This is a genomic window from Micromonospora sp. NPDC005367 (assembly GCF_040606825.1).
Classification (GTDB): Bacteria; Actinomycetota; Actinomycetes; order Mycobacteriales; family Micromonosporaceae; genus Micromonospora.
On sequence record NZ_JBEXFP010000010.1, the window covers coordinates 87,857 to 107,572 of the forward strand.

Sequence of the window (19,716 nt, forward strand, 5' to 3'; positions counted from 1 at the left end):
GCGCCGCCTACCGCGCACAGCCACTGGCCCGCACCGCCGCCGACCCGTCGGCCGGACCTTCCGCCTGCTCCCGGAACGGCACCTGACCAGCCCGTACGGCGGCCGCCCGGTAGGTGCGCAGGTGGACGGATGGGCGTGCCGGCGGGCAGGCCCGGGGCGATCCGCCGGTGGTGTTCGTCGCCACCTCGTGTCGTATCGCACTGGTAACTTGGAGATTCACCTGTCAGCCAGCCACGCACAACTGAGGAGATCGCCTGTGTCCACTGGCAACGAGGCGCCCGCCACCTGGCTGTCGCAGGACGCTCACGACCGGCTCCAGGCCGAACTCGACGAGCTGATCGCCAACCGGCCGGTCATCGCCGCCGAGATCAATGCCCGGCGCGAGGAGGGCGACCTGCGCGAGAACGGCGGATACCACGCCGCCCGCGAGGAGCAGGGCAAGGCCGAGGGTCGCATCCGCTACCTCCAGGAGCTGCTGCGCACCGCGCAGGTCGGCGAGGCGCCGTCCGCCGACGCGGTGGCGCCCGGCATGGTGGTGACGATCTACTTCGACGACGACAAGGACGACACCGAGACGTTCCTGCTCGGGTCCCGCGAGATCGCGTCCACCACCGACCTGACCGTCTACAGTCCGGAATCGGCGCTCGGCAAGGCCATCCTCCACTGCCGCGCGGGGCAGACCTGCACCTACACAGCACCCAGCGGGGCCGACATAAAGGTGACAGTGGTCAAGTTCGAGCCGTTCGGCGGCTGATCCCGGGCCGGCCGGCCCGCACATCGTGCAGCGAGGCGTGACACCGACCGGTGTCACGCCTCGCTGGCATGGACCGCGTCGCGCTCACCCCTCGCCGGCGAAGACCACCTGGTAGCCGCTGGCCCGCAGCGCGCTGATCAGCGTGTCCGAATGCTCCACACCGCGCGTCTCCACCGAGAGCGCCACCTCCACCTCACCGAGATGCAGGTGCGGGTGGACCCGCTGATGCTCCACGTCCACCACGTTCGCCCGGTGCTCGGCGATCTCGCTCAGCAGCGAGGCGAGCTGACCGGGACGGTCCGAACAGCGCACGGTGAAGCGCAGGTAGCGGCCGGCGGCGGCCAGCCCGTGTTCGATCACCCGCAGCATCAGCAGCGGATCGATGTTGCCGCCGGAGAGCACCGCGACCACCGGCGCCTCCACCTGCACCACACCGGCCAACAACGCCGCCACTCCGACCGCACCGGCCGGTTCGACCACCTGCTTGCCGCGCTCCAGGAGCATCAGCAGCGCCCGGGAGATGTCCTCCTCGGAGACGGTGACCACCTCGTCCACCAGCTTGCGCACGTGGGTGAACGTGAGGTCTCCCGGACGCCCCACCGCGATCCCGTCGGCGATGGTGGCGAACGCCGGCAGCCGTACCGGCTCCCCCGCGAGCAGGGAAGGCGGGTACGCGGCCGCACCGGTCGCCTGCACGCCGATCACCCGGATGTCCGGACGCAGCGCCTTCGCGGCCACCGCGATCCCGGAGGCGAGGCCACCTCCGCCCACCCCGGTGATGATCGTCTTGACGTCCGGGCACTGCTCGAGGATCTCCAGCGCCACCGTGCCCTGACCGGCGATCACGTCCCGATGGTCGAACGGGTGGATGAACACCGCGCCGGTCCGCTCGGCGAACGTCTGCGCCGCCACCATCGACTCGTCGACCGTGTTGCCGACCAGCTCGACCTGCGCCCCGTACCCCTTGGTGGCGGCGACCTTCGGCAGCGGCGCGTTCACCGGCATGAAGACCGTGGCGTGCGTACCGACCAGGCCGGCCGCGAGCGCCACCCCCTGGGCGTGGTTGCCGGCGCTCGCCGCCACCACACCTCCGGCGCGCTCCTCCGCCGACAACCGGGAGATCCGGACGTACGCCCCGCGCACCTTGTACGACCCGGCCCGCTGCACGTTCTCGCACTTGAGCCAGGCCGGTCCGCCGAGGGCTGCGCTCAGCGGCCGGGAGGGCTCCAGCGGGGTGGTGCGGGTGACGCCGGCGAGCAGCTCTCGCGCGGCCTGTACGTCGGCGAGACCGACCAGTTCAGTCATGCCCCGATCGTGCCACCCGCCGGTCGGAGCTCCGGCGGCGACGCCCGCGAAGCGTCGCCTGCCCGGCGGGTCGGACGATCACGCGACGGCGGGTGACCCCGTACCGACCCGGGGGTAACCGGGGGCATGCCGGGGCCACGGCGACTCCATCTCGAACTGCCCGGCGACCCCGAGCAGCAGCAGCTCCGAGCCGGGCGGCCCGACCAGTTGCACGGCGACCGGCAGGCCGTCCGGACGCCGCCCCACCGGCACCACGATCGACGGCAGGCCGGCGATGTTCCAGGGCGCGGCGAACGGGGCGTACCGGATGTTGGCCGCCATGTTGGCCCGCCAGGAACGGGACGACCAGCTGATCGCCTCCGGCGGCACAGCCGCCAGGGCCGGGGTGAGCAGCAGATCGACCGAGTGGTCGCTGAAGAAACCGACCGAGCGGACCCGCCAGGCGGCCCGGTCGGCCTCCCGAACGTACCCGCGTCGCTGCGCCCACTCGCCGAGCGCGACGTGCCGGCGGGTGCGCCGCTGCAGGCGGCGCCGGTCGACACCGGTGGCCCGCACGTCCGCGGCGGCCGCCGCGAACCAGGTGGCGAGCCCCTGGAGGCCGAGGCGGGTCGGGTAGACCGGGTCGGCCGGTACGGTGTCGTGGCCGGCGGCGGCGAGCAACCGCCCCGCGGCGGCCACGGCATCCCGGTTCGGCCCGTCCGGCGACACACCACGCACCGGCGAGCGCAGCGACACGCCGACCCGCAGCCGCTGTGGCGGCACCAGCTTCTCCGGGCGCCGCCCGGCCAGCACCGAGAAACCCGCCGCCGCGTCGGCGACAGTGGTGGTCAGCACGCCGTGCTCGGTGAGGCCGAACCAGTCGTCCGCGCCGAGCTCGCAGGGGATCACGCCGCGGCCCGGCTTGAGCCCGATCAGGCCGCAGCAGGCGGCGGGGATGCGGATGGAGCCGAGACCGTCGTTGCCGTGCGCCATCGGCACCAGCCCGGCGGCGACTGCGGCGGCGGCCCCACCGGACGAGCCACCCGGGGTGCGTCGGGTATCCCAGGGATTTCGGGTCACCCCGGTCTCGTCGTCGGTCAACGCCCACAGGCCGAGCTCCGGCATCCGCGTCACACCGAGGATCACCGCGCCGGCGCCGCGCAACCGGCGGACCACCTCGTGGTCGGCCTCGGCCACCGGGGTACGCACCGCGGCCGACCCGTGCCAGGTGGGCAGCCCGGCGACCGGTGTGTTCTCCTTCACCGCCACCGGCACACCGGCCAGCGGAAGGTTGGCCAGGTCCTCCTGCTCGTCGACCTTCTCCGCCTCGGTGATCGCCTCCCCGCCGCGCAGCGCGCGGAACGCGGCGAGGTCGGCGTCGGCCCGGGCGATGTGGTCGAGGTGGTCCGCGACGACCTGGGTGGCGGATACGTCACCCCGCCGTACGCCCCGGGCGATCTGCTTGGCGGTCGCCCCGACCCAGGTCGGCATGATGTCCTGCACGGCCACCCTCCCCAGCCAGCGGTCAGCCCAGCGCCTGCTCCAGATCGGCGAGCAGGTCGTCGACCGTCTCGATGCCGACAGACAGTCGCACGAGATCGCTGGGAACTTCAAGCGGTGAGCCCGCAGCACTTGCGTGTGTCATCCGGCCCGGGTGCTCGATCAGCGATTCCACGCCGCCGAGCGACTCGGCGAGGACGAAAAGCTTGGTCCGGTTGCAGATCTCGACGGCGTGCTCCTCGCCGCCGGCCGCCCGGAAGGAGATCATGCCGCCGAACCGGCGCATCTGCTTCGCCGCGATCTCGTGACCCGGGTGCGAGGGCAGGCCAGGGTAGATCACCTGCGCGACCTGCGCGTGTCCGTCGAGGTAGGCGGCCAGCCGCTCGGCGTTGTCGCAGTGCCGGTCCATCCGTACCCCGAGGGTCTTGATGCCCCGCAGGGTGAGCCACGCGTCGAAGGGCCCGTTGACGGCGCCCATCGCGTTCTGGTGGTAGCGCAGCTCCTCGCCCAGCCCGGCGTCGGCCGTGACCAGCGCGCCGCCCACCACATCGGAGTGGCCGCCGACGTACTTCGTCGTCGAGTGCACCACCACGTCGGCGCCGAACGCGATCGGCTGCTGCAGGTACGGCGACGCGAAGGTGTTGTCGACCACCAGCAGCGCGCCCGCCTCGTGCGTCACGGCAGCCAGGGTGGCGATGTCGGCGATGCCGAGCAGCGGGTTGGTGGGCGTCTCCACCCAGACGATCCTCGTGCTGCCGGGACGGATCGCGGCCCGGACCGCGTCCGGGTCGGAGACCTTGGCCGGCGTGAAGTCCAGGCCCCAGCGCTCCAGCACCCGGGCGAAGAGGCGGTAGGTGCCGCCGTACGCGTCGTCGGGGATCACCACGTGGTCGCCGGGCTTGCAGAGGGTACGCAGGACCGTGTCCTCGGCCGCCAGCCCGCTGGCGAAGGCGAGCCCGACCGAGCCGCCTTCCAGCGCCGCGAGGCATTCCTGGAGCGCATCGCGCGTGGGGTTGCCGGAGCGGCTGTACTCGTAACCAAGGCGCGGCGCGCCGACGGCGTCCTGCGCGTACGTGCTGGTCTGGTAGATGGGAGGGATCACCGCGCCGGTGCGGGCCTCGGGGTCCTGACCGGCGTGGATGGCGAGCGTCTCGAAGCCGTGACTCATTCCCGTGACGTTAGTCCGCGATCGCCGCCGGCCGGGCGCAACCCAGCGCGTCGCGTCGGCGGGCTGTCCCACCGGTCGGCGATAATGGCTCGGTGACCTCGACCGCCCTCCCCTCCCGCCTGATCGGTGTGGTCGACCGCATTCCGGCCTCGCTCGCGGAGCTGTCCGGCCCCGAGCACGGCCGGGTCGAGCTTCCGGTACGACTGGCCTGGTCCGGGCCGACCGACTTCGACGTCAGCGATCCGCGCGAGCGACTGACGCTCTACTGCCTCCTGCTCGACTGCGGTCAGCGCGACGACATCATCCGTTACATCCACCCCGAGCTGCTGCGTCGGGACTGGCCGCGGGTGCGTCGGCTGACCGCCCGGCGATTGATCTCGCTGTGGGAGCGGCGGCTGCCCGATCTCGCCGCCTGATGGAGGTCCTGCACCGCCGGCTGGTCGAGATCGGCTTCGCAGCCGGCGACGATCTCGGTCTGATGCTGGCCGGCGGGTACGCGATGTGCGCGCACGAGTTGCTGAACCGGCCATCGCAGGACGTGGATTTCGCGACCGCGAGCATCCTGCCCCTGCCGGTGGTGGTGGACCGCCTCGCGGCCGCCTTCGCCGCCTCCGGCTTCACCGTCCGGATCATCGAGGCAACCCCGCGGATGGCACGGCTGGTGGTCTCCGGCGAGACGAGCACCTGTGAAGTGGACCTGCTCAAGGAGGCACTCGGCCCGCCCGCGCTGCTGAACATCGGTCCGGTTCTCTCGTTCGAGGACGCGGTCGGGTTAAAATGCGGGCGTTGCACGACCGAGCAGCTCACCGGGACTTCATCGACATCCGGGCCGCGAACGCACGGCTGACCTGGACCGAGTTGGAACGGCTGGGCGCTCGTCACACGGCAGGATTCTCGATCGAGGAGTTGGCGGACCGGCTGGGCGGGGTGGACGAGCGGGACGAGCGGGGGTTTCGGTCGTACGGCCTCGGCGATCTCGACATCGAACAGCTCAGGGACTGGGCGCGACGCTGGGAGGCCGACATCAGGGGGCGACTCGCCAGTGGTGAGACCGGGCCGGTCGGGGTGCCGGACGACGACTGGGACGCCTACCTCGACCCGGCCTGATCCCACCGGTGGGCCCGGCATAGCCTGGCCGGATGGCGGGGTGCGTGTTCTGCGGAATCGTGTCGGGTGAGCTCCCTGCGATGCGGGTGACCGACGAGCCGGACGGGGTGGCGTTCCTCGACACCCGGCCGGTGTTCAAGGGCCACGTGCTGGTGGTGCCCCGCGCCCATCTGGTGACGCTGGCCGACCTGCCGCCGGAGTCCCTGCCCGGCTACTTCGCCCTCGTGCGACGACTCGCGGTGGCGGTCGAGGCCGGTCTGGGCGCCGGTGGGACCTTCGTGGCCATCAACAACAAGGTGTCCCAGTCCGTCCCGCACCTGCACACTCATGTCGTGCCGCGGACCAAGGGCGACGGACTTCGCGGCTTCTTCTGGCCCCGTACTCGCTACGCCGACGACGCCGAGGCGCAGGAGTACGCCGGGCGGGTCGCCGCCGCGCTGGCCACCGGGTGAGCCGGAGCGCAGCGGGTAAGGGTGAGGCACCCGGCGGTGTTGCACGGGCTGGGAAAGCCACGAGAGGAGTCCCACTGTGTTCCTTCGCCGCATGAAGGCCGAGATGATCTCTGCCGACCAGGCCCTGCCGGGCCGCCTGATCGCGATGCCGGTGGCCGACCGGCATGAGGTCCTCGGCACTCCGCTGAAGGGCCCCTTCCCCGAGGGCAGCCAGGTCGCCGTCTTCGGCATGGGGTGTTTCTGGGGAGCCGAGCGGCTGTTCTGGACCCTGCCGGGGGTCATCACCACCTCCGCCGGCTACGCGGGCGGCTACACGCCGAACCCGACGTACGAGGAGGTCTGTTCGGGTAGGACCGGGCACGCGGAGGCCGTCGAGGTGGTCTACGACCCCTCGAAGATCACCTACGAGGACCTGCTGAAGGTCTTCTGGGAGAACCACGACCCGACCCAGGGCATGCGCCAGGGCAACGACGTCGGCACCCAGTACCGGTCGGCGATCTACGCGACCACGGACGAGCAGCTGGCCACCGCGATCGCCTCCCGCGACGCGTTCGCGCCGATCGTGGCCCGCGCCGGCAAGGGTGAGATCACCACGGAGATCGACCGGCTCGGCGCGTACTACCTGGCCGAGGACTACCACCAGCAGTACCTGGCGCCGACGAAGAACCCGAACGGCTACTGCAACCACGGCCCGAACGGGCTGAGCTGCCCGGTCGGCGTGGCCAAGACGGCCTGACCCAGCGCTGGCGCGGTTCTGCGGATCCGCGCCAGCGCCGACTTGGCGTGACCAACTGCCCTCCACGATCGTGGCAAACTCACCCCGTGAGGATCAGTCAGGCGCGTCCGGACGACGTCGCAGGGCTGGCCCGGCTGTTGTGGCTGGACACGCTTCACGAGGAGCCACCCCAGCTTTCCGTTGACACGTTCACCGCGGAGCTTGCGCAGTGGTGGGCCGCCCGCCAGGACTCGCATCTGGCGTTCGTCGCTCGACTCCACCGGCCGGAGATCGTCGGCATGGCCTGGGTCGCGCTCGTTCCTCGCGTCCCGCGGCCTGGAGCGACAAGCCGGCTATCCGCCGACATCCAGAGCGTCTTCGTGATGCCGAATCAGCGAGGCCAAGGGATTGGCTCGGCGCTCGTCGAGGCTGCTTCAGAGCATGCCGCACACCTCGGATCGCTCCGCGTGACGGTTCAATCCGGCCGCAAGGCGGTGCCGGTGTACGAACGGCTGGGCTTCGAGTCGTCCCGACAGCTCCTACAGCGATCGCCGGCCGGACCAGCCGGCCAGTAGCACACCGCCTCACCACCGACGATGAACCCGAACGGCTACTGCAACCACGGCCCGAACGGGCTGAGCTGCCCGGTCGGTGTCGCCCGGGTGCCGTCCGACCTTCACCAGCCGTATCACCGCTCCCCTCGCCAACATCGACGTGGAAATTTTCGGCCTGAGGTGTCGTATCCGCCCGGCGCCGTTCGTGGTGAGGATGGAGGCAGACAAGGGTCCGCCCGAGACGAGGGAGCAGACATGGCCGAGTACCTCATCTACTTCAATCAGCAGTGGGTGGGCGACCACACCGCGGAGTGGTTTCGCGGGCGCGGGCCACTCGCTGCGGCGGTCGTGGATGAGATCAAGGCGGCCGGCGCGTACGTGTTCGCCGGGGGCCTGGAGGAGGATGGCCCAGTCTTCAGTGCCGACGACACGAGCGGCACGTTGGTATTCACCGACGGGCCCTACGTCGAGACCAAGGAGTGGCTGGGCGGGCTGACCGTGGTGGACGTGGCCGACGAGGAGACGGCGCGGATGTGGGCCGGCAAGCTCGCGGAGGCATGCGGCTGGCCTCAGGAGGTCCGGCGGTTCGGCCGCAGCCCGCAACCCGGTGCTGAGTGAGTGGGGAGCCGGCTGACCCGTTCCGTTCCCGCCGCCCGTGGCCCCGCGCCCCGGGCGGCTCGCATTCCCGCCCGGCGTGTGATCGAAATCCGTTGCCACGCCCCTCGGCGACTGGATAGCGTGGCGGTACACGGGAAAGGAGGTGGTCCAGACTTGTATAGCAATCGGACTCGTGAGGTGGCTGTCCGCTAGCCGCTGTCCTCGACAGTGATTCACGTCCGCCGCGAGGCGGGCACAGGCACCATCGTCGAGACCGTGTGGCAGCGGTGCGGCGAAACCACGACAGCCACCCGACCCCCGGGGTGCCGGCCAAAGTCCAGCCGGCCCGCGCGAGAGCGCGGACACCCCGGGGGTCGCTTCATATCCGGCGGAGGAGCCCCCCGTGTCCATGCGTGAACTGGTGGTGCTCGGGACGGCCAGCCAGGCGCCGACACGGGCGCGTAACCACAACGGGTACGTGCTGCGCTGGGACGACGAGGTGATCCTCTTCGACCCGGGCGAGGGCAGCCAGCGGCAGTTGCTGCACACCACGGTCACCGCCACCGGCCTGACCCGCATCTGTGTCACCCACTTCCACGGCGACCACTGCCTCGGCCTGCCCGGCACCATCCAGCGGCTCTCCCTGGACCGGGTACCGCATCCGGTGGCGGTCCACTTCCCGGCCGGCGGGGCGGATTACTTCGCGCGTCTGCGGTACGCCACGAGCTTCCACGAGACCGCCGAGCTGCGCGTCGAGCCGATCGACGTCGACGGACAACGGATCGAGCTGCGCTGCGGCACGCTGGAGGCCCGCCGGCTGCGCCACCCCATCGAGACGTACGGGTACCGGCTGGTCGAGCCGGACGGCTGGCGGATGCTGCCGGAGGAACTGGCCGCGTACGGCATCAGCGGTCCGGCCGTCGGTGAGCTGATCCGCGTCGGCCACCTGGACGTGGACGGACGACGCGTCGCCCGGGACGAGGTGAGCGTGCCCCGGCCGGGACAGCGGTTCGCCTTCGTGATGGACACCGGCCTGTGCGACGGGGTGTACGCCCTGGCCGAGCACGCCGACCTGCTCGTCATCGAGTCGACCTTCCTGGAGTCGGAGGCCGCGCTCGCCGCCGAGGTCGGGCACCTCACCGCCGGCCAGGCCGCGCGGGTGGCGGCCGAGTCGGGCGTACGCCGGCTGGTGCTCACCCACTTCTCCCAGCGGTACGCCGACCCCCGCCGCTTCCACGACGAGGCCCGGATGCACTTCGACGGTGATCTGATCATCGCCGAGGACCTCACCACCGTTCAGGTCCCGCCACGCCGGGTAGCCTCGACCGGGTGACCGTCACGCTCCGCCGGGCCGCCGCCGACGACCTGATGGCGATCGGCGCGCTGCACCAGCGTTCCCGGGTCGCCGCGTACTCCTCGTTCCTGCCTGCGGAGGCGCTGGTCGAGCCGACGGCGGATGCGATGGGCCGCTACTGGGTCGAGCGGTGGGGCTGGGAACGCGACGACCACCTGATGACCGTCGCCGAGCGGGACGGCGAACTCGTCGGGTTCACCTACCTGGGCCCGGACGACGAGGGCGACCCGGCCACCGGGCTGCTGAACGCCATTCACCTCGACCCGGCCGAGCGGGGCCGCGGGACGGGGCGGGAGCTGATGATCGACGCGCTGGCCAGCATGCGGAAGCGGAGCTGGCGACGAGCGGTGCTGTGGGTCCTGACGAGGAACGCCGCCGCCCGCCGCTTCTACGAGCGGGGCGGCTGGTCGCCGACCGGCGTCGAACGCGAGGAGCTGATCGGCACCGCGGTGACCGGCCAGCTCCGGTACGTCCGCCCGTTGTAGGCGCCGCCCGGCCCGTGCGGTCCACCGGCGTGGCCGGGCCGGCGACGGGCCACCCCCGACGCCATGGGATGGCCCGAACGTTCGGTCGTCAGCTCAGCGGGCGCCGAGGTGCGCCAAAAGGTCCTGCCGGGTGAGCACACCCTTGGGCTTGCCGTCGACCAGCACCAGGGCGGCGTCGGACTTCTCCAGCAGACCGACCGCCTCGCTGACCGGCTGCCCACCGCCGATCATCGGCAGCGGCGCGGCCATGTGCCGCTCGATCGTGTCGTGCAGGTGTGCCTGGCCGGTGAAGAGCGCGTCCAGCAGGTCCCGCTCCGCGATGGAACCGGCCACCTCACCGGTGACCACCGGCGGCTCGGCTTTGAGTACCGGCAGCTGGGAGACGCCGTACTCGCGCATGTAGTCGATCGCGTCCCGGACCGTCTCGGTCGGGTGCACGTGCACCAGTTCGGGCAGGCCGCCCGGCTTGCTGGCCAGCGCGTCGGCGACGGTCGGCTCGGTGCCCGAGTTGTCCAGGAACCCGTACCGGGCCATCCACGAATCGTTGAAGATCTTGGAGAGGTAGCCGCGGCCGCCGTCCGGCAGCAGCACCACGACCACGTCGTCCGGCCCGGCCTTACGGGCGACCTCCAGCGCGGCCACCACTGCCATTCCGCAGGAGCCACCGACGAGCAGCCCCTCCTCGCGGGCCAGCCGCCGGGTCATCTCGAACGAGTCCTTGTCGGAGACCTCGACGATCTCGTCGGCGATGCCCCGGTCGTACGTCTCCGGCCAGAAGTCCTCACCGACCCCCTCGACGAGGTACGGCCGGCCGGTGCCGCCGGAGTAGACCGAACCCTCCGGGTCCGCGCCGATCACCCGTACCCGCCCCTCGGAGGCCTCCTTCAGGTACCGGCCGATGCCGGAGATGGTGCCGCCGGTGCCCACTCCCGCGACGAAGTGGGTGAGCCCGCCCTCGGTCTGCCGCCACACCTCCGGGCCGGTGGTCTCGTAGTGCGACCGCGGGTTGGCCGGATTGCTGTACTGGTCGGGCTTCCACGCGCCGGGGATCTCGCGGGCCAGCCGGTTGGAGACGTTGTAGTAGGAACGCGGATCCTCCGGGGCCACCGCGGTGGGGCAGACCACGACCTCGGCGCCGTACGCCCGCAGCACGTCCTGCTTGTCCTGGCTCACCTTGTCCGGGCAGACGAAGACGCAGCGGTAGCCCTTGAGCTGGGCCACGAGAGCCAGCCCGACGCCGGTGTTGCCGCTGGTCGGTTCGACGATCGTGCCGCCCGGCTTGAGCAGCCCGGCAGCCTCGGCGTCCTCCACCATCCGCAGCGCGATGCGGTCCTTCACCGAGCCGCCCGGATTGAGGTACTCCACCTTCGCCAGCACGGTGGCCTGGATGCCCTCGGTGACGTTGCGCAGGCGCACCAGCGGGGTGTTGCCGATCATGTCGACGACGTTGTCGTAGTACTGCAACTCGATGTGTCCTTCTCCTCGGCGCCGGCGCCGGGCGGCCGGGCAGCTGGGTGGATTCCCAGCGCCCAGGGTACGTGCCGTCAGGGCACCACATGCCCAGGGATGACCTGGCCACGACGCGTCTCCCACTCCAGGAACCGCTCCGTCTCGGCCAGGACGCTGCCGGCCAGCCAGGCGACCAGGACCGCGTCGTCGGCCAGCCCGAGGACCATCAGCGGGATCTCCGGAATCAGGTCGATCGGCGAGGCGATGTACGCCGTGGCGGCCGCCATCAGGGCCAGTCGGAGACCACCGTCGTACTCCCGGCGGGCCGTCGCCCGGATCATCCGGGGCAGCGCGGCCAGCCGGGCGCCCAGCGACGGACCGCCGCGCGCGCCGGTGGCCAACGCCCGGGCCAGCGCCGTGAAGGCCGCGCTCCGCCTCAATGTCTTCGCCATCCTCGTGCTCCTTCCCGCGAGCAGCATGCCGTCCCGGCGCAAGCGGGCCGGGCAGGCTCCGCCGGCCGGAGCCGAACGGAAGTCGCATCGGCCGTGGTGGCGGCGTTCCTGGACCACGGATCGCGCCGGACCGCAGCCGATCCGAGGAAGTAGTACCCGGAACGGTCGTGTGTGTCCCGTGACCGTCTGCCCGGTATGACGACAGCGGTCTGTCGGGGTGGCGCGATACTGTCGCGGTATGGGGGTGACTGGTTCCGTCGCACCGGTTGGTCCGCGCTGGCAGCGCGCTCGGCAGATCGCCCGCTTTACGGCGATCGGCACGGGTGCCACAGCGGCGGCCGTGGTCGCCACCGCCGGAGTGCTGCTCGGTCAGGCCCGCCAGGCCCGCCGCACCATTCCGATGGCCGAGGCGCCGCCGCCGCGCGTTGACGGTGTCTACGGTGCCAAGTTTCCCGGCCCTCCGCTCACCATGGTGGTGCTCGGTGACTCCTCGGCCGCCGGCTACGGCGTGCACCGCCGCCGGGAGACGCCCGGCGCGCTGCTCGCCACCGGCCTGTCCCGCAGTGCGCAGCGTCAGGTGCGGTTGCACAGGTTCGCCGTGGTCGGGGCGATCTCGGCCGGCCTGAAGCACCAGGTGGACGCCGCCCTGGAGTGCCAACCCGACATCGCGGTGATCTTCATCGGTGGCAACGACGTCACCAACCGCACCCCGCCGGCCCTGGCCGTGCGCTACCTGGTCGAGGCGGTCCGCATGCTGCGCGCCGCCGGGTGCGAGGTGGTCGTCGGCACCTGTCCGGATCTCGGGGCGATCCAGCCCATCCAGCCGCCGCTGCGTTGGTTGGCCCGGCGGTGGAGCCGGCAGCTCGCCGCGGCCCAGACGGTGGCCGTCGTCGAGGCGGGCGGCTGGACGGTCTCCCTCGGCGACCTGCTCGGCCCCCGTTTCGCCGCCGAGCCGGCCCGGATGTTCGCCTGGGACCGGTTCCACCCCTCCGCCGAGGGCTACGCCGTGGCCGCCGCCGCGATGTTGCCCACCGTGCTCTCCGCGCTCGGCATCGGGCCGGAACGCCGGGCAGCGCCGGTCCTCGATCGGGGCGTACGGTCACTGCCCGAGGCCGCGCAGGAGGCGGCCCGGCACGCCGGAACCGAGGTCAGCGGCGCCCAGGTTCGTGGCCGCGACCGTGGGCCGACGGGTCGATGGGCGCAGTTGCGCCGGCGGGCGTTCTTCGGGGTCGGCGCGGTGTCACAGTCCGGTCCCGCCGCCGACTCACCCACCGTGGAGGGACTGGCATGAGCGAGCGTGACCTGGCCACGAGGTTCGCCGGCCGGCTCGGCCGGGCGGCCCTGCTCACCCTGATCGCCGGCACGGTCGGCGGTGCCGCCGTCCTGGCCGGTGAGGCGTTCGTCGCCCGGCACCGCCGCTACGCCGAGCCCGAGCTCGGACTGGCCCTGCGCGCGACGGTCGGCCGGGCCGGCGCGCCGCCGCTGCGACTGGTCCTGCTGGGCGACTCGTCCGCCCTGGGCGTCGGCGTCGACCGGCTCGACGACACGATCGGCGGCCAACTCGCGAACCTGCTCGCCGAGGGGCCCACCGGCCGGTTGGTGCACCTCTCCAGCGTCGGGGTCAGCGGCTCCCGCTCGACCGACCTCGCCACCCAGGTGGCTCGGGCCCTGCTCGGTGGGCGGCCCGACGTGGCGCTGATCCTCATCGGGGCGAACGACGCCACCGGCTTGCGCCGCTCGACCGACGCGGCGGCGTACCTTGCTGCGGCCGTGCACCGGCTGCGCGAGGCGGGTGTGGAGGTCGTGGTCGGCACCTGCCCGGATCTCGGCGCGGTCCGTGCGATCGCACCACCGCTACGGCAGGTGGTCGGCTGGTCGGGACGGCGAGTCGCCCGCGCCCAGACGGCCGCCGTGCTGAACGCCGGGGGGACAGTGGTCGACCTGGCCACCGAGACCGGGCCGGTCTTCCGGGCCGACGCCGGCACCCTCTGCTTCGACGGCTACCACCCCTCGGCGGACGGTTACCGGGTGTGGGCGCACGCGCTGCTCCCGGCGGTCGCCGCAGCGGCCACCGTCGCCTCCCGGCACTGATCTGCCGGGCGTCGCGCCGGATCGTCGCGGCTCGTCGTGCGACGTCCGTCCCCGGCACCTCGGTAGTGACATTTCTCGTTACGTGGGCGACTTCCACACCAAGTTACCGACGGGTTAGCGTGGCCCCATGTCGACTGAGTCGTCCCGCGACGCCGTCATCGTCGCCACCGCCCGCTCCCCCATCGGCCGGGCCCACAAGGGTTCGCTGCGCGAGGTACGCCCGGACGATCTGGCCGCCACCATCGTCCAGGCCGCCCTCGACAAGGTCCCCCAACTCGATACCGGCGAGATCGACGATCTCTACCTCGGCTGTGGCCTGCCCGGCGGCGAGCAGGGATTCAACATGGCCCGGGTGGTCGCCACCCTGATGGGCCTGGACGGCCTGCCCGGCGCGACCCTGACCCGTTACTGCGCCTCGTCGTTGCAGACCACCCGGATGGCGATGCACGCGATCCGGGCCGGTGAGGGTGACGTCTTCATCTCCGCCGGTGTGGAGACCGTTTCCCGGTACGCCCGCGGCAATTCCGACGCCCTCTCGCCGGAGGCGCAGGCGCTGGTCGGCGGCGGATGGGAGAATCCGCGCTTCGCCGCTGCCCGGGCCCGGTCGAAGGCCCGGACGCAGGGCGACGCCGAGGTGTGGACCGACCCGCGCGAGTCCGGTGAACTGCCCGACATCTACCTGGCGATGGGGCAGACCGCGGAGAACCTGGCCCAGGTGTACGACGTGACCCGCGCCGACATGGACGAGTTCGGCGTACGCAGCCAGAACCTCGCCGAGAAGGCCATCACGGACGGCTTCTGGGCCCGCGAGATCACCCCGGTGACCACTCCGGACGGCACGGTGGTCAGCACCGACGACGGCCCGCGCCCCGGGGTGACCCTGGAGGGTGTGGCCGGGCTGAAGCCGGTGTTCCGGCCGGACGGTCGGATCACCGCCGGCAACTGCTGCCCGCTCAACGACGGCGCTGCCGCCGTCGTGGTGATGAGCGCTCAGCGCGCTCGGGACCTGGGCATCACACCGTTGGCCCGGATCGTCTCCACCGGTGTCACCGCGCTCTCCCCGGAGATCATGGGTCTCGGCCCCGTGGAGGCGTCCCGGCAGGCGCTCAAGCGGGCCGGGATGACCATCGACGACGTCGACCTGGTCGAGATCAACGAAGCGTTCGCCGCCCAGGTGATCCCCTCGTACCGGCAGTTGGGCATCCCGCTGGAGAAGCTGAACGTGATGGGCGGCGCGATCGCGGTCGGCCACCCGTTCGGCATGACCGGTGCCCGGATCACCGGCACCCTCCTCAACGCCCTCGAATGGCACGACAAGACCATCGGCCTGGAGACGATGTGCGTCGGTGGCGGGCAGGGCATGGCCATGGTGATCGAACGGCTCAGCTGAGCCGCGCCCACGTGGCCGTCGGGGCCGGGCGGGGTCAGAGAGCGCCGCGGGTCGCCGCCACCTCGGTGGCGGCCCCGGCCAGCACCTCGGGCGCCGCGCCGGCCGCGACGAGGTCCGCCGCGACCACCCGGAGCTGATCGGTCAGGGCGAGGTCGTTGGCCAACCTGGACACGGTACGCCGCGGCTCGCCCTCGGCGTCGGCCGCGAGGTTGGCGATCTCCTGCACCAACCGGTGCACCACGTCCGCCCGGGACACGTTGCCGGTGGCGGCGGTCGCCGCCCACCGAGGCTGCTCCCAGTGCCCGACCTGGCGGACCAGCAGCTGCACCGCCCGTTCCAGTTCTGCTGCGCTCACCGCGCCGAGTCTACGGATCGGCCCGCGGCGCGGCGGCTGCCCGTGGCAGGTCCCCGAACGACGGCGAGCCGAGCCACGACACCGGGCACCGGCGCAGACCCCTGCGGTGGCGTCGCCGGGTTCACCTGCGCAGGTAGCTGAACAGCCGCAGCAGCTGCCAGTAGAGGAAGACCAGGCCGGTGAGCAGTCCGAACGCGCAGAGCCAGGCGTACCGGCGGGGTCGGCCGGCGCGCACGGAGCGCTCGACGAGGTCGAAGTCGAGGACGAAGCTGAACGCGCCCGCGATGATCGCGATGACGGCGATCACGTACGGCAATGCGCCGACCTCGCCGGTGAGGCTGTAGACCACCAGCCCCTGCCGGCCGGTGACCAGGTAGACCACCAGGTTCACCAGACTGATCGCGACGATGCCGAGCAGGGTTCCGATAACCAGGCGGGCCAGCCGGGGCGTGGCACGGATCAGGCGGGCCCGGTAGAGCAACGCCATGCCGAGGAAGACGCCGAACGTCCCGGCCACTGCCAGCGCGACGATGCCCGGGTAGACCAGCTCGAACGCGCGGCTCGCCACACCGAGCAGCAGCCCTTCGATCACCGCGTACCCGGCCATCGGCAGCGGGTTGGTGATCCCGCGCAGCGAGATGACCAGTGCCAGCACGAGCGCGGCGAGGGCGCTGCCGCCGAGCGCGCCCGGCACCCAGACCGCCGCCGGTATGAACAGCCAGGAGAGCAGCGCCGTGACGCCGGTGAGCAGGAGCAGCCCGACCGTACGGACGACGACGTCCTCGACAGTCATCTCGTCCGCGACGTCGAGCACCCGGTCCGGCCGCCACGTGCTCTCGTCGAGCCGGTTCAGCACCGGGTTGCTGGTGCGCACCACGCCACCCCCTCACCGCCGCACCCCTCGCAGTCACTCTGCACCGGCGGGCCGGGCGGCGGCGGCAAAACGGCACAGCGGCACCGAGCCCGCACGCGACGGCGCCCGCCCCGCAGTGCGGGACGGGCGCCGGTGGTACGCGGGCGGACGGTCAGTCGTCGCCCTGGAAGTAGCTCAGCAGCCGCAGGATCTCCAGGTAGAGCCAGACCAGGCTGACCAGGATGCCGAAGGCGGCGACCCAGGAGTAGCGCTGCGGCAGACCCATCCGGACGCCGTCCTCGACCTCCTTGAAGCTGAGCACGAAGCTCAGCGCGGCCACCACGATGCAGATGAGGCTGAAGCCGATGGCCAGCTTGCTGCCGTCACGCAGGTGGGTGTTGACGCCGAAGAGCGCCAGCACCAGGTTGATCAGCATCACGGCGAAGAGGCCGGCCATCACGGCGACCATGCCCTTGACGAACGCCGGGGTGGCCCGGATGACCCGCGCCTTGTAGAGCATGGCCATCACGAAGAAGACGCCGAAGCTGGCGACCACGGCCTGGAGCACGATGCCGTCGTACGACCGCTCGAAGGCCTTGCTGACCATGCCGACGAAGACGCCCTCGACGACGGCGTAGGTGACGACCAGAGCCGGGTTCGCCATCCGGGAGAACGAGATGATCAGGCCGAGGACCAGGCCGACGACCGCGGCGCCGATCCAGGCCACCCCGACCAGCGCGTCGGGCACGAGCACCCAGGCGGCCGCGGCGGCGACGCCGAGGATGCCGAGCAGGGTGACGGTCTTGACCACCGCGTCGTCGATGGACATGGGCGCCACGGTGGGCGGCGCCGCGGGGTAACCCGCCGGGTATCCGGCCTGGCTCGGGTACTGCTGCGGAACGCCGGGCGCACCGTACGGCCCGGTCGGGGCGTACCCGGCGGAGCGCTCACGCTCGGCCGCCTGGCCGAGCCGGGCGAGCACCGGGTTCGAGGTCTTCACTGTCTGGCCTCCCTCAGGGGGTCGTCATGCACGTGAACGCGCACACACAAGAGTAAACCGCCCGGCCCATCCGTGGAGATCATCGATCGGATGCGGGAGTCGAAAGTGTCGGTGCCCGGGGCGGGGGTCGAACCCGCACGCCTTGCGGCAGCCGCTTTTAAGGCGGCCGTGTCTGCCGTTCCACCACCCGGGCAGGGCGGCACCGGCGCGTCGACACGCGGCGGTGCAATGCCACGTTAACCGGTCGGCCGCGACTCGGCGCACCCCGTCACCGTTGCCGGATTGTGAGCAGCGCAGCCCCCACGGCCACCGACGCCGAACCCGAGCGGATTCCCGGCCCCGCCGACCGGACCGCCCGCCGCCTCCGCGCGGCCCGGATCCGGGCCGCCCTCGGCCGGCACCGCACCGACCTCGTGGTGGCGCTGTTCTTCGCCGTGTCGGCCGGTTGGCTCACCCACGGGCTGTGGCCGGACCCCGGTGCTCGGACGTTGGCGCTGAACCCCGCGGACCAGACCCTCTACGAATGGTTCCTCACCATCGACGCTCGGGCTCTGCTCGGTGACTTCGGCCTGCTCACCGACCGGCTCAACGCGCCGGAAGGGGTGAACCTGATGGCCAACACCACGGTCATCGCGCTCGGCATCGTGCTCGCCCCGGTCACCCTGATGTTCGGCGCGCCGGTCACCTTCGCACTGCTGGCCGCGGCCAACGTGGCCGGCACAGCGATCGCCTGGTACCTGTTCTTCGCCCGGGTGCTGCGGGCCCGCCGGCTCGCCGCCGGACTCGGGGCCGGCCTGTGCGGCTTCGGCCCGGGCATGGTGTCGCAGACCAACAGCCACCTGCACATGACGGCACAGTGGCTGGTTCCGGTGATCGTCTGGCTGGTGGTACGGCTGCTACACGCCGCGGACCCACGGCGGTTGCGGGCCGCCGCCCCGCCGGGACGCGCCCTCCGGATCGGCGCGGACCGGCGACGGATCGTGAGTTCCGCGGTCGGCCTCGCCGTGACGGTCAGCGCGCAGGTCTTCATCGGCGAGGAGGTGCTCTTCCTCGCCGCGCTCACCCTGCTGGTCATGGCCATGACCTGCGCCGTGGCGGACCGGGACCTGGCCCGCCGCACCCTGCCGGGTTTCGCCGGTGGCCTGGCGCTCGCCACCGGGCTCGCCGTGCTGGTGCTCGCGTACCCGCTCTGGTTCCAGTTCGCCGGCCCGCAGGGGGTCGCCGACGGCGTCTTCAACCCGCGCCACTTCTCGGCCGACCTGCGCAGCTGGTGGGCGATCTCCCCGCTCTCGGCGGCCGGGAGCGAACGCTCGGCCACGCTGACCACCGGACCGGCCGAGTACAACACGTTCCTCGGCTGGCCCCTGCTGCTCGTCACGGTCGGTTGCGCCGTATGGCTCGGCCGCCGCCGGCTGGCGGCCCTCGCCTGTACGGTCGCCGCGCTGGTGATGGCGGCGCTGGCCCTCGGCCCGACCGTGGTGCTGGGCGGTACGCGTACCGGACTGCCCGGCCCGTACATCCTGCTGGCCGGGCTGCCGGTGGTGGACGGCGCGCTGCCGATGCGGTTCGCTCTCGCCGTGCTGCCGCTGGTCGGGGCGCTGCTGGTGCTGGCCGTGGACCGGGCGCTGCGTGGCACCGGTCTGACCCGCCGGCTGGTCCCGGCGGCGGTCGGCGTGGCGCTGCTGCCGCTGGTGCCCACTCCGCTGCCGACCGTCGAACGTCCCCCGGTGCCGGAGTTCGTCAGCGGCGGCCACTGGCGGGCTTGTGTCGAGCCGGGAGGTGTGCTGGTGCCCGTGCCGCTGCCCAGCCCGAAGGATCCCTGGCCCATGCGGTGGGCCGCCGCCGCGGACGCCGCGTTCCGGCTGCCGGAAGGGTTCTTCATCGGCCCGTACGGCCGCCGCGGCACCGCCGTCTTCGGCAACTACCCGCGGCCGACGTCGCTGCTGCTCGCCGAGGTCGCACGCCGGGGCGAACGGCCGGTGATCGGGCCCGAGGAGCGCCGGCAGGCCGCGCGGGACATGGAGTTCTGGAACGCGTCCTGCGTGGCGCTGGCCGACGGGACTCCGCACGCGGAGAGCCTGCGAATCACTCTTGAGCAGCTGTACGGCCCGGGCACCCGCATCGCCGACGCCTGGACCTGGCGGGTCTGACCCACA

22 protein-coding genes, 1 tRNA gene and 1 pseudogene are annotated in these 19,716 nt (G+C 72.1%); 15 read left to right on the plus strand and 9 right to left on the minus strand.

Annotation, left to right across the window (positions count from 1 at the left end; translation table 11 throughout):
* The first annotated feature begins 256 nt into the window (after window positions 1-256).
* A complete protein-coding gene (gene greA, locus ABZS42_RS10050) occupies window positions 257-754 on the plus strand; it encodes a transcription elongation factor GreA (RefSeq protein WP_355143614.1) in 498 nt (165 codons plus the stop codon).
* A gap of 84 nt (window positions 755-838) precedes the next feature.
* Here the strand turns inward: greA and ilvA are convergent, their stop codons facing one another.
* The 3 genes from ilvA to ABZS42_RS10065 form a co-directional block, all read right to left on the minus strand.
* A complete protein-coding gene (gene ilvA / locus ABZS42_RS10055; protein ID WP_355143616.1) occupies window positions 839-2,059 on the minus strand; it encodes a threonine ammonia-lyase in 1,221 nt (406 codons plus the stop codon).
* Window positions 2,060-2,137: 78 nt separating this feature from the next.
* Entirely contained in the window at window positions 2,138-3,547 is a 1,410-nt protein-coding gene (locus tag ABZS42_RS10060) for an amidase family protein (protein ID WP_355143618.1), read from the minus strand.
* Window positions 3,548-3,563: 16 nt separating this feature from the next.
* The gene (locus ABZS42_RS10065) at window positions 3,564-4,706 is read right to left on the minus strand and encodes a cystathionine gamma-synthase (RefSeq protein WP_355143620.1); all 1,143 of its coding nucleotides are present in this window, start codon (window positions 4,704-4,706) and stop codon (window positions 3,564-3,566) included.
* A 92-nt stretch (window positions 4,707-4,798) separates the two neighbouring features.
* Between ABZS42_RS10065 and ABZS42_RS10070 the strand changes: the two genes are divergently transcribed.
* The 10 genes and pseudogenes from ABZS42_RS10070 to ABZS42_RS10115 all read left to right on the plus strand — a co-directional run bounded on the left by ABZS42_RS10070 (window position 4,799) and on the right by ABZS42_RS10115 (window position 9,970).
* A complete protein-coding gene (locus tag ABZS42_RS10070; RefSeq protein ID WP_355143622.1) occupies window positions 4,799-5,122 on the plus strand; it encodes a hypothetical protein in 324 nt (107 codons plus the stop codon).
* Window positions 5,122-5,553 carry a hypothetical protein gene (locus ABZS42_RS10075; RefSeq protein ID WP_355143624.1) on the plus strand — a complete coding sequence of 144 codons (432 nt, stop codon included), beginning with the start codon at window positions 5,122-5,124 and terminating at the stop codon, window positions 5,551-5,553. Before ABZS42_RS10070 ends, ABZS42_RS10075 begins: the two co-directional genes overlap by 1 nt.
* Window positions 5,493-5,813 carry a hypothetical protein gene (locus ABZS42_RS10080; RefSeq protein WP_355143626.1) on the plus strand — a complete coding sequence of 107 codons (321 nt, stop codon included), beginning with the start codon at window positions 5,493-5,495 and terminating at the stop codon, window positions 5,811-5,813. The genes ABZS42_RS10075 and ABZS42_RS10080 overlap by 61 nt, the downstream gene beginning before the upstream one ends.
* A 32-nt stretch (window positions 5,814-5,845) precedes the next feature.
* Window positions 5,846-6,265, plus strand: coding sequence for an HIT family protein (locus tag ABZS42_RS10085; RefSeq protein WP_355143628.1), 420 nt, complete (start codon window positions 5,846-5,848; stop codon window positions 6,263-6,265).
* 76 nt (window positions 6,266-6,341) lie between these two features.
* Complete coding sequence (gene msrA / locus ABZS42_RS10090) at window positions 6,342-7,001, plus strand: peptide-methionine (S)-S-oxide reductase MsrA (protein WP_076471192.1); 660 nt, start codon at window positions 6,342-6,344, stop codon at window positions 6,999-7,001.
* Window positions 7,002-7,087: 86 nt separating this feature from the next.
* Window positions 7,088-7,555 carry a GNAT family N-acetyltransferase gene (locus ABZS42_RS10095; RefSeq protein ID WP_355143631.1) on the plus strand — a complete coding sequence of 156 codons (468 nt, stop codon included), beginning with the start codon at window positions 7,088-7,090 and terminating at the stop codon, window positions 7,553-7,555.
* A gap of 15 nt (window positions 7,556-7,570) precedes the next feature.
* A pseudogene (locus ABZS42_RS10100) lies at window positions 7,571-7,642 on the plus strand (peptide-methionine (S)-S-oxide reductase); the annotation flags it as partial.
* Between the two features lie 147 nt (window positions 7,643-7,789).
* Entirely contained in the window at window positions 7,790-8,152 is a 363-nt protein-coding gene (locus ABZS42_RS10105; RefSeq protein ID WP_355143633.1) for a YciI family protein, read from the plus strand.
* A 382-nt stretch (window positions 8,153-8,534) separates the two neighbouring features.
* Entirely contained in the window at window positions 8,535-9,464 is a 930-nt protein-coding gene (locus tag ABZS42_RS10110) for a ribonuclease Z (RefSeq protein WP_355143635.1), read from the plus strand.
* Entirely contained in the window at window positions 9,461-9,970 is a 510-nt protein-coding gene (locus tag ABZS42_RS10115) for a GNAT family N-acetyltransferase (protein WP_355143637.1), read from the plus strand. Before ABZS42_RS10110 ends, ABZS42_RS10115 begins: the two co-directional genes overlap by 4 nt.
* A 93-nt stretch (window positions 9,971-10,063) precedes the next feature.
* On the opposite strand, the gene ABZS42_RS10120 is transcribed toward ABZS42_RS10115, so the two are convergent.
* Entirely contained in the window at window positions 10,064-11,434 is a 1,371-nt protein-coding gene (locus tag ABZS42_RS10120; RefSeq protein ID WP_355143639.1) for a cystathionine beta-synthase, read from the minus strand.
* Between the two features lie 80 nt (window positions 11,435-11,514).
* Window positions 11,515-11,871, minus strand: a complete 357-nt coding sequence (locus ABZS42_RS10125; RefSeq protein WP_355143641.1) for a YkvA family protein — start codon at window positions 11,869-11,871, stop codon at window positions 11,515-11,517.
* A gap of 238 nt (window positions 11,872-12,109) precedes the next feature.
* Between ABZS42_RS10125 and ABZS42_RS10130 the strand changes: the two genes are divergently transcribed.
* The 3 genes from ABZS42_RS10130 to ABZS42_RS10140 all read left to right on the plus strand — a co-directional run bounded on the left by ABZS42_RS10130 (window position 12,110) and on the right by ABZS42_RS10140 (window position 15,352).
* Window positions 12,110-13,162, plus strand: coding sequence for an SGNH/GDSL hydrolase family protein (locus tag ABZS42_RS10130; RefSeq protein ID WP_355143643.1), 1,053 nt, complete (start codon window positions 12,110-12,112; stop codon window positions 13,160-13,162).
* Complete coding sequence (locus ABZS42_RS10135; RefSeq protein WP_355143645.1) at window positions 13,159-13,962, plus strand: SGNH/GDSL hydrolase family protein; 804 nt, start codon at window positions 13,159-13,161, stop codon at window positions 13,960-13,962. Before ABZS42_RS10130 ends, ABZS42_RS10135 begins: the two co-directional genes overlap by 4 nt.
* Before the next feature lie 127 nt (window positions 13,963-14,089).
* Window positions 14,090-15,352: an acetyl-CoA C-acetyltransferase gene (locus ABZS42_RS10140; protein WP_355143647.1), complete on the plus strand. Its 1,263-nt coding sequence runs from the start codon at window positions 14,090-14,092 to the stop codon at window positions 15,350-15,352.
* 34 nt (window positions 15,353-15,386) lie between these two features.
* Here the strand turns inward: ABZS42_RS10140 and ABZS42_RS10145 are convergent, their stop codons facing one another.
* From ABZS42_RS10145 to ABZS42_RS10160, 4 genes are all read right to left on the minus strand, one after another.
* Window positions 15,387-15,707 (minus strand): hypothetical protein, encoded by a 321-nt coding sequence (locus ABZS42_RS10145; protein WP_355143649.1) that lies wholly within the window; start codon window positions 15,705-15,707, stop codon window positions 15,387-15,389.
* Between the two features lie 121 nt (window positions 15,708-15,828).
* On the minus strand, window positions 15,829-16,581 hold the full coding sequence (locus tag ABZS42_RS10150) for a Bax inhibitor-1/YccA family protein (RefSeq protein WP_355143651.1): 753 nt from the start codon (window positions 16,579-16,581) through the stop codon (window positions 15,829-15,831).
* 151 nt (window positions 16,582-16,732) lie between these two features.
* On the minus strand, window positions 16,733-17,560 hold the full coding sequence (locus ABZS42_RS10155; RefSeq protein WP_355143653.1) for a Bax inhibitor-1/YccA family protein: 828 nt from the start codon (window positions 17,558-17,560) through the stop codon (window positions 16,733-16,735).
* Between the two features lie 112 nt (window positions 17,561-17,672).
* Window positions 17,673-17,753: transfer RNA gene (locus ABZS42_RS10160), tRNA-Leu, on the minus strand.
* A gap of 91 nt (window positions 17,754-17,844) precedes the next feature.
* On the opposite strand from ABZS42_RS10160, the gene ABZS42_RS10165 reads away from it, so the two are divergent.
* The gene (locus ABZS42_RS10165) at window positions 17,845-19,710 is read left to right on the plus strand and encodes a hypothetical protein (protein WP_355143655.1); all 1,866 of its coding nucleotides are present in this window, start codon (window positions 17,845-17,847) and stop codon (window positions 19,708-19,710) included.
* Window positions 19,711-19,716: the final 6 nt, after the last annotated feature.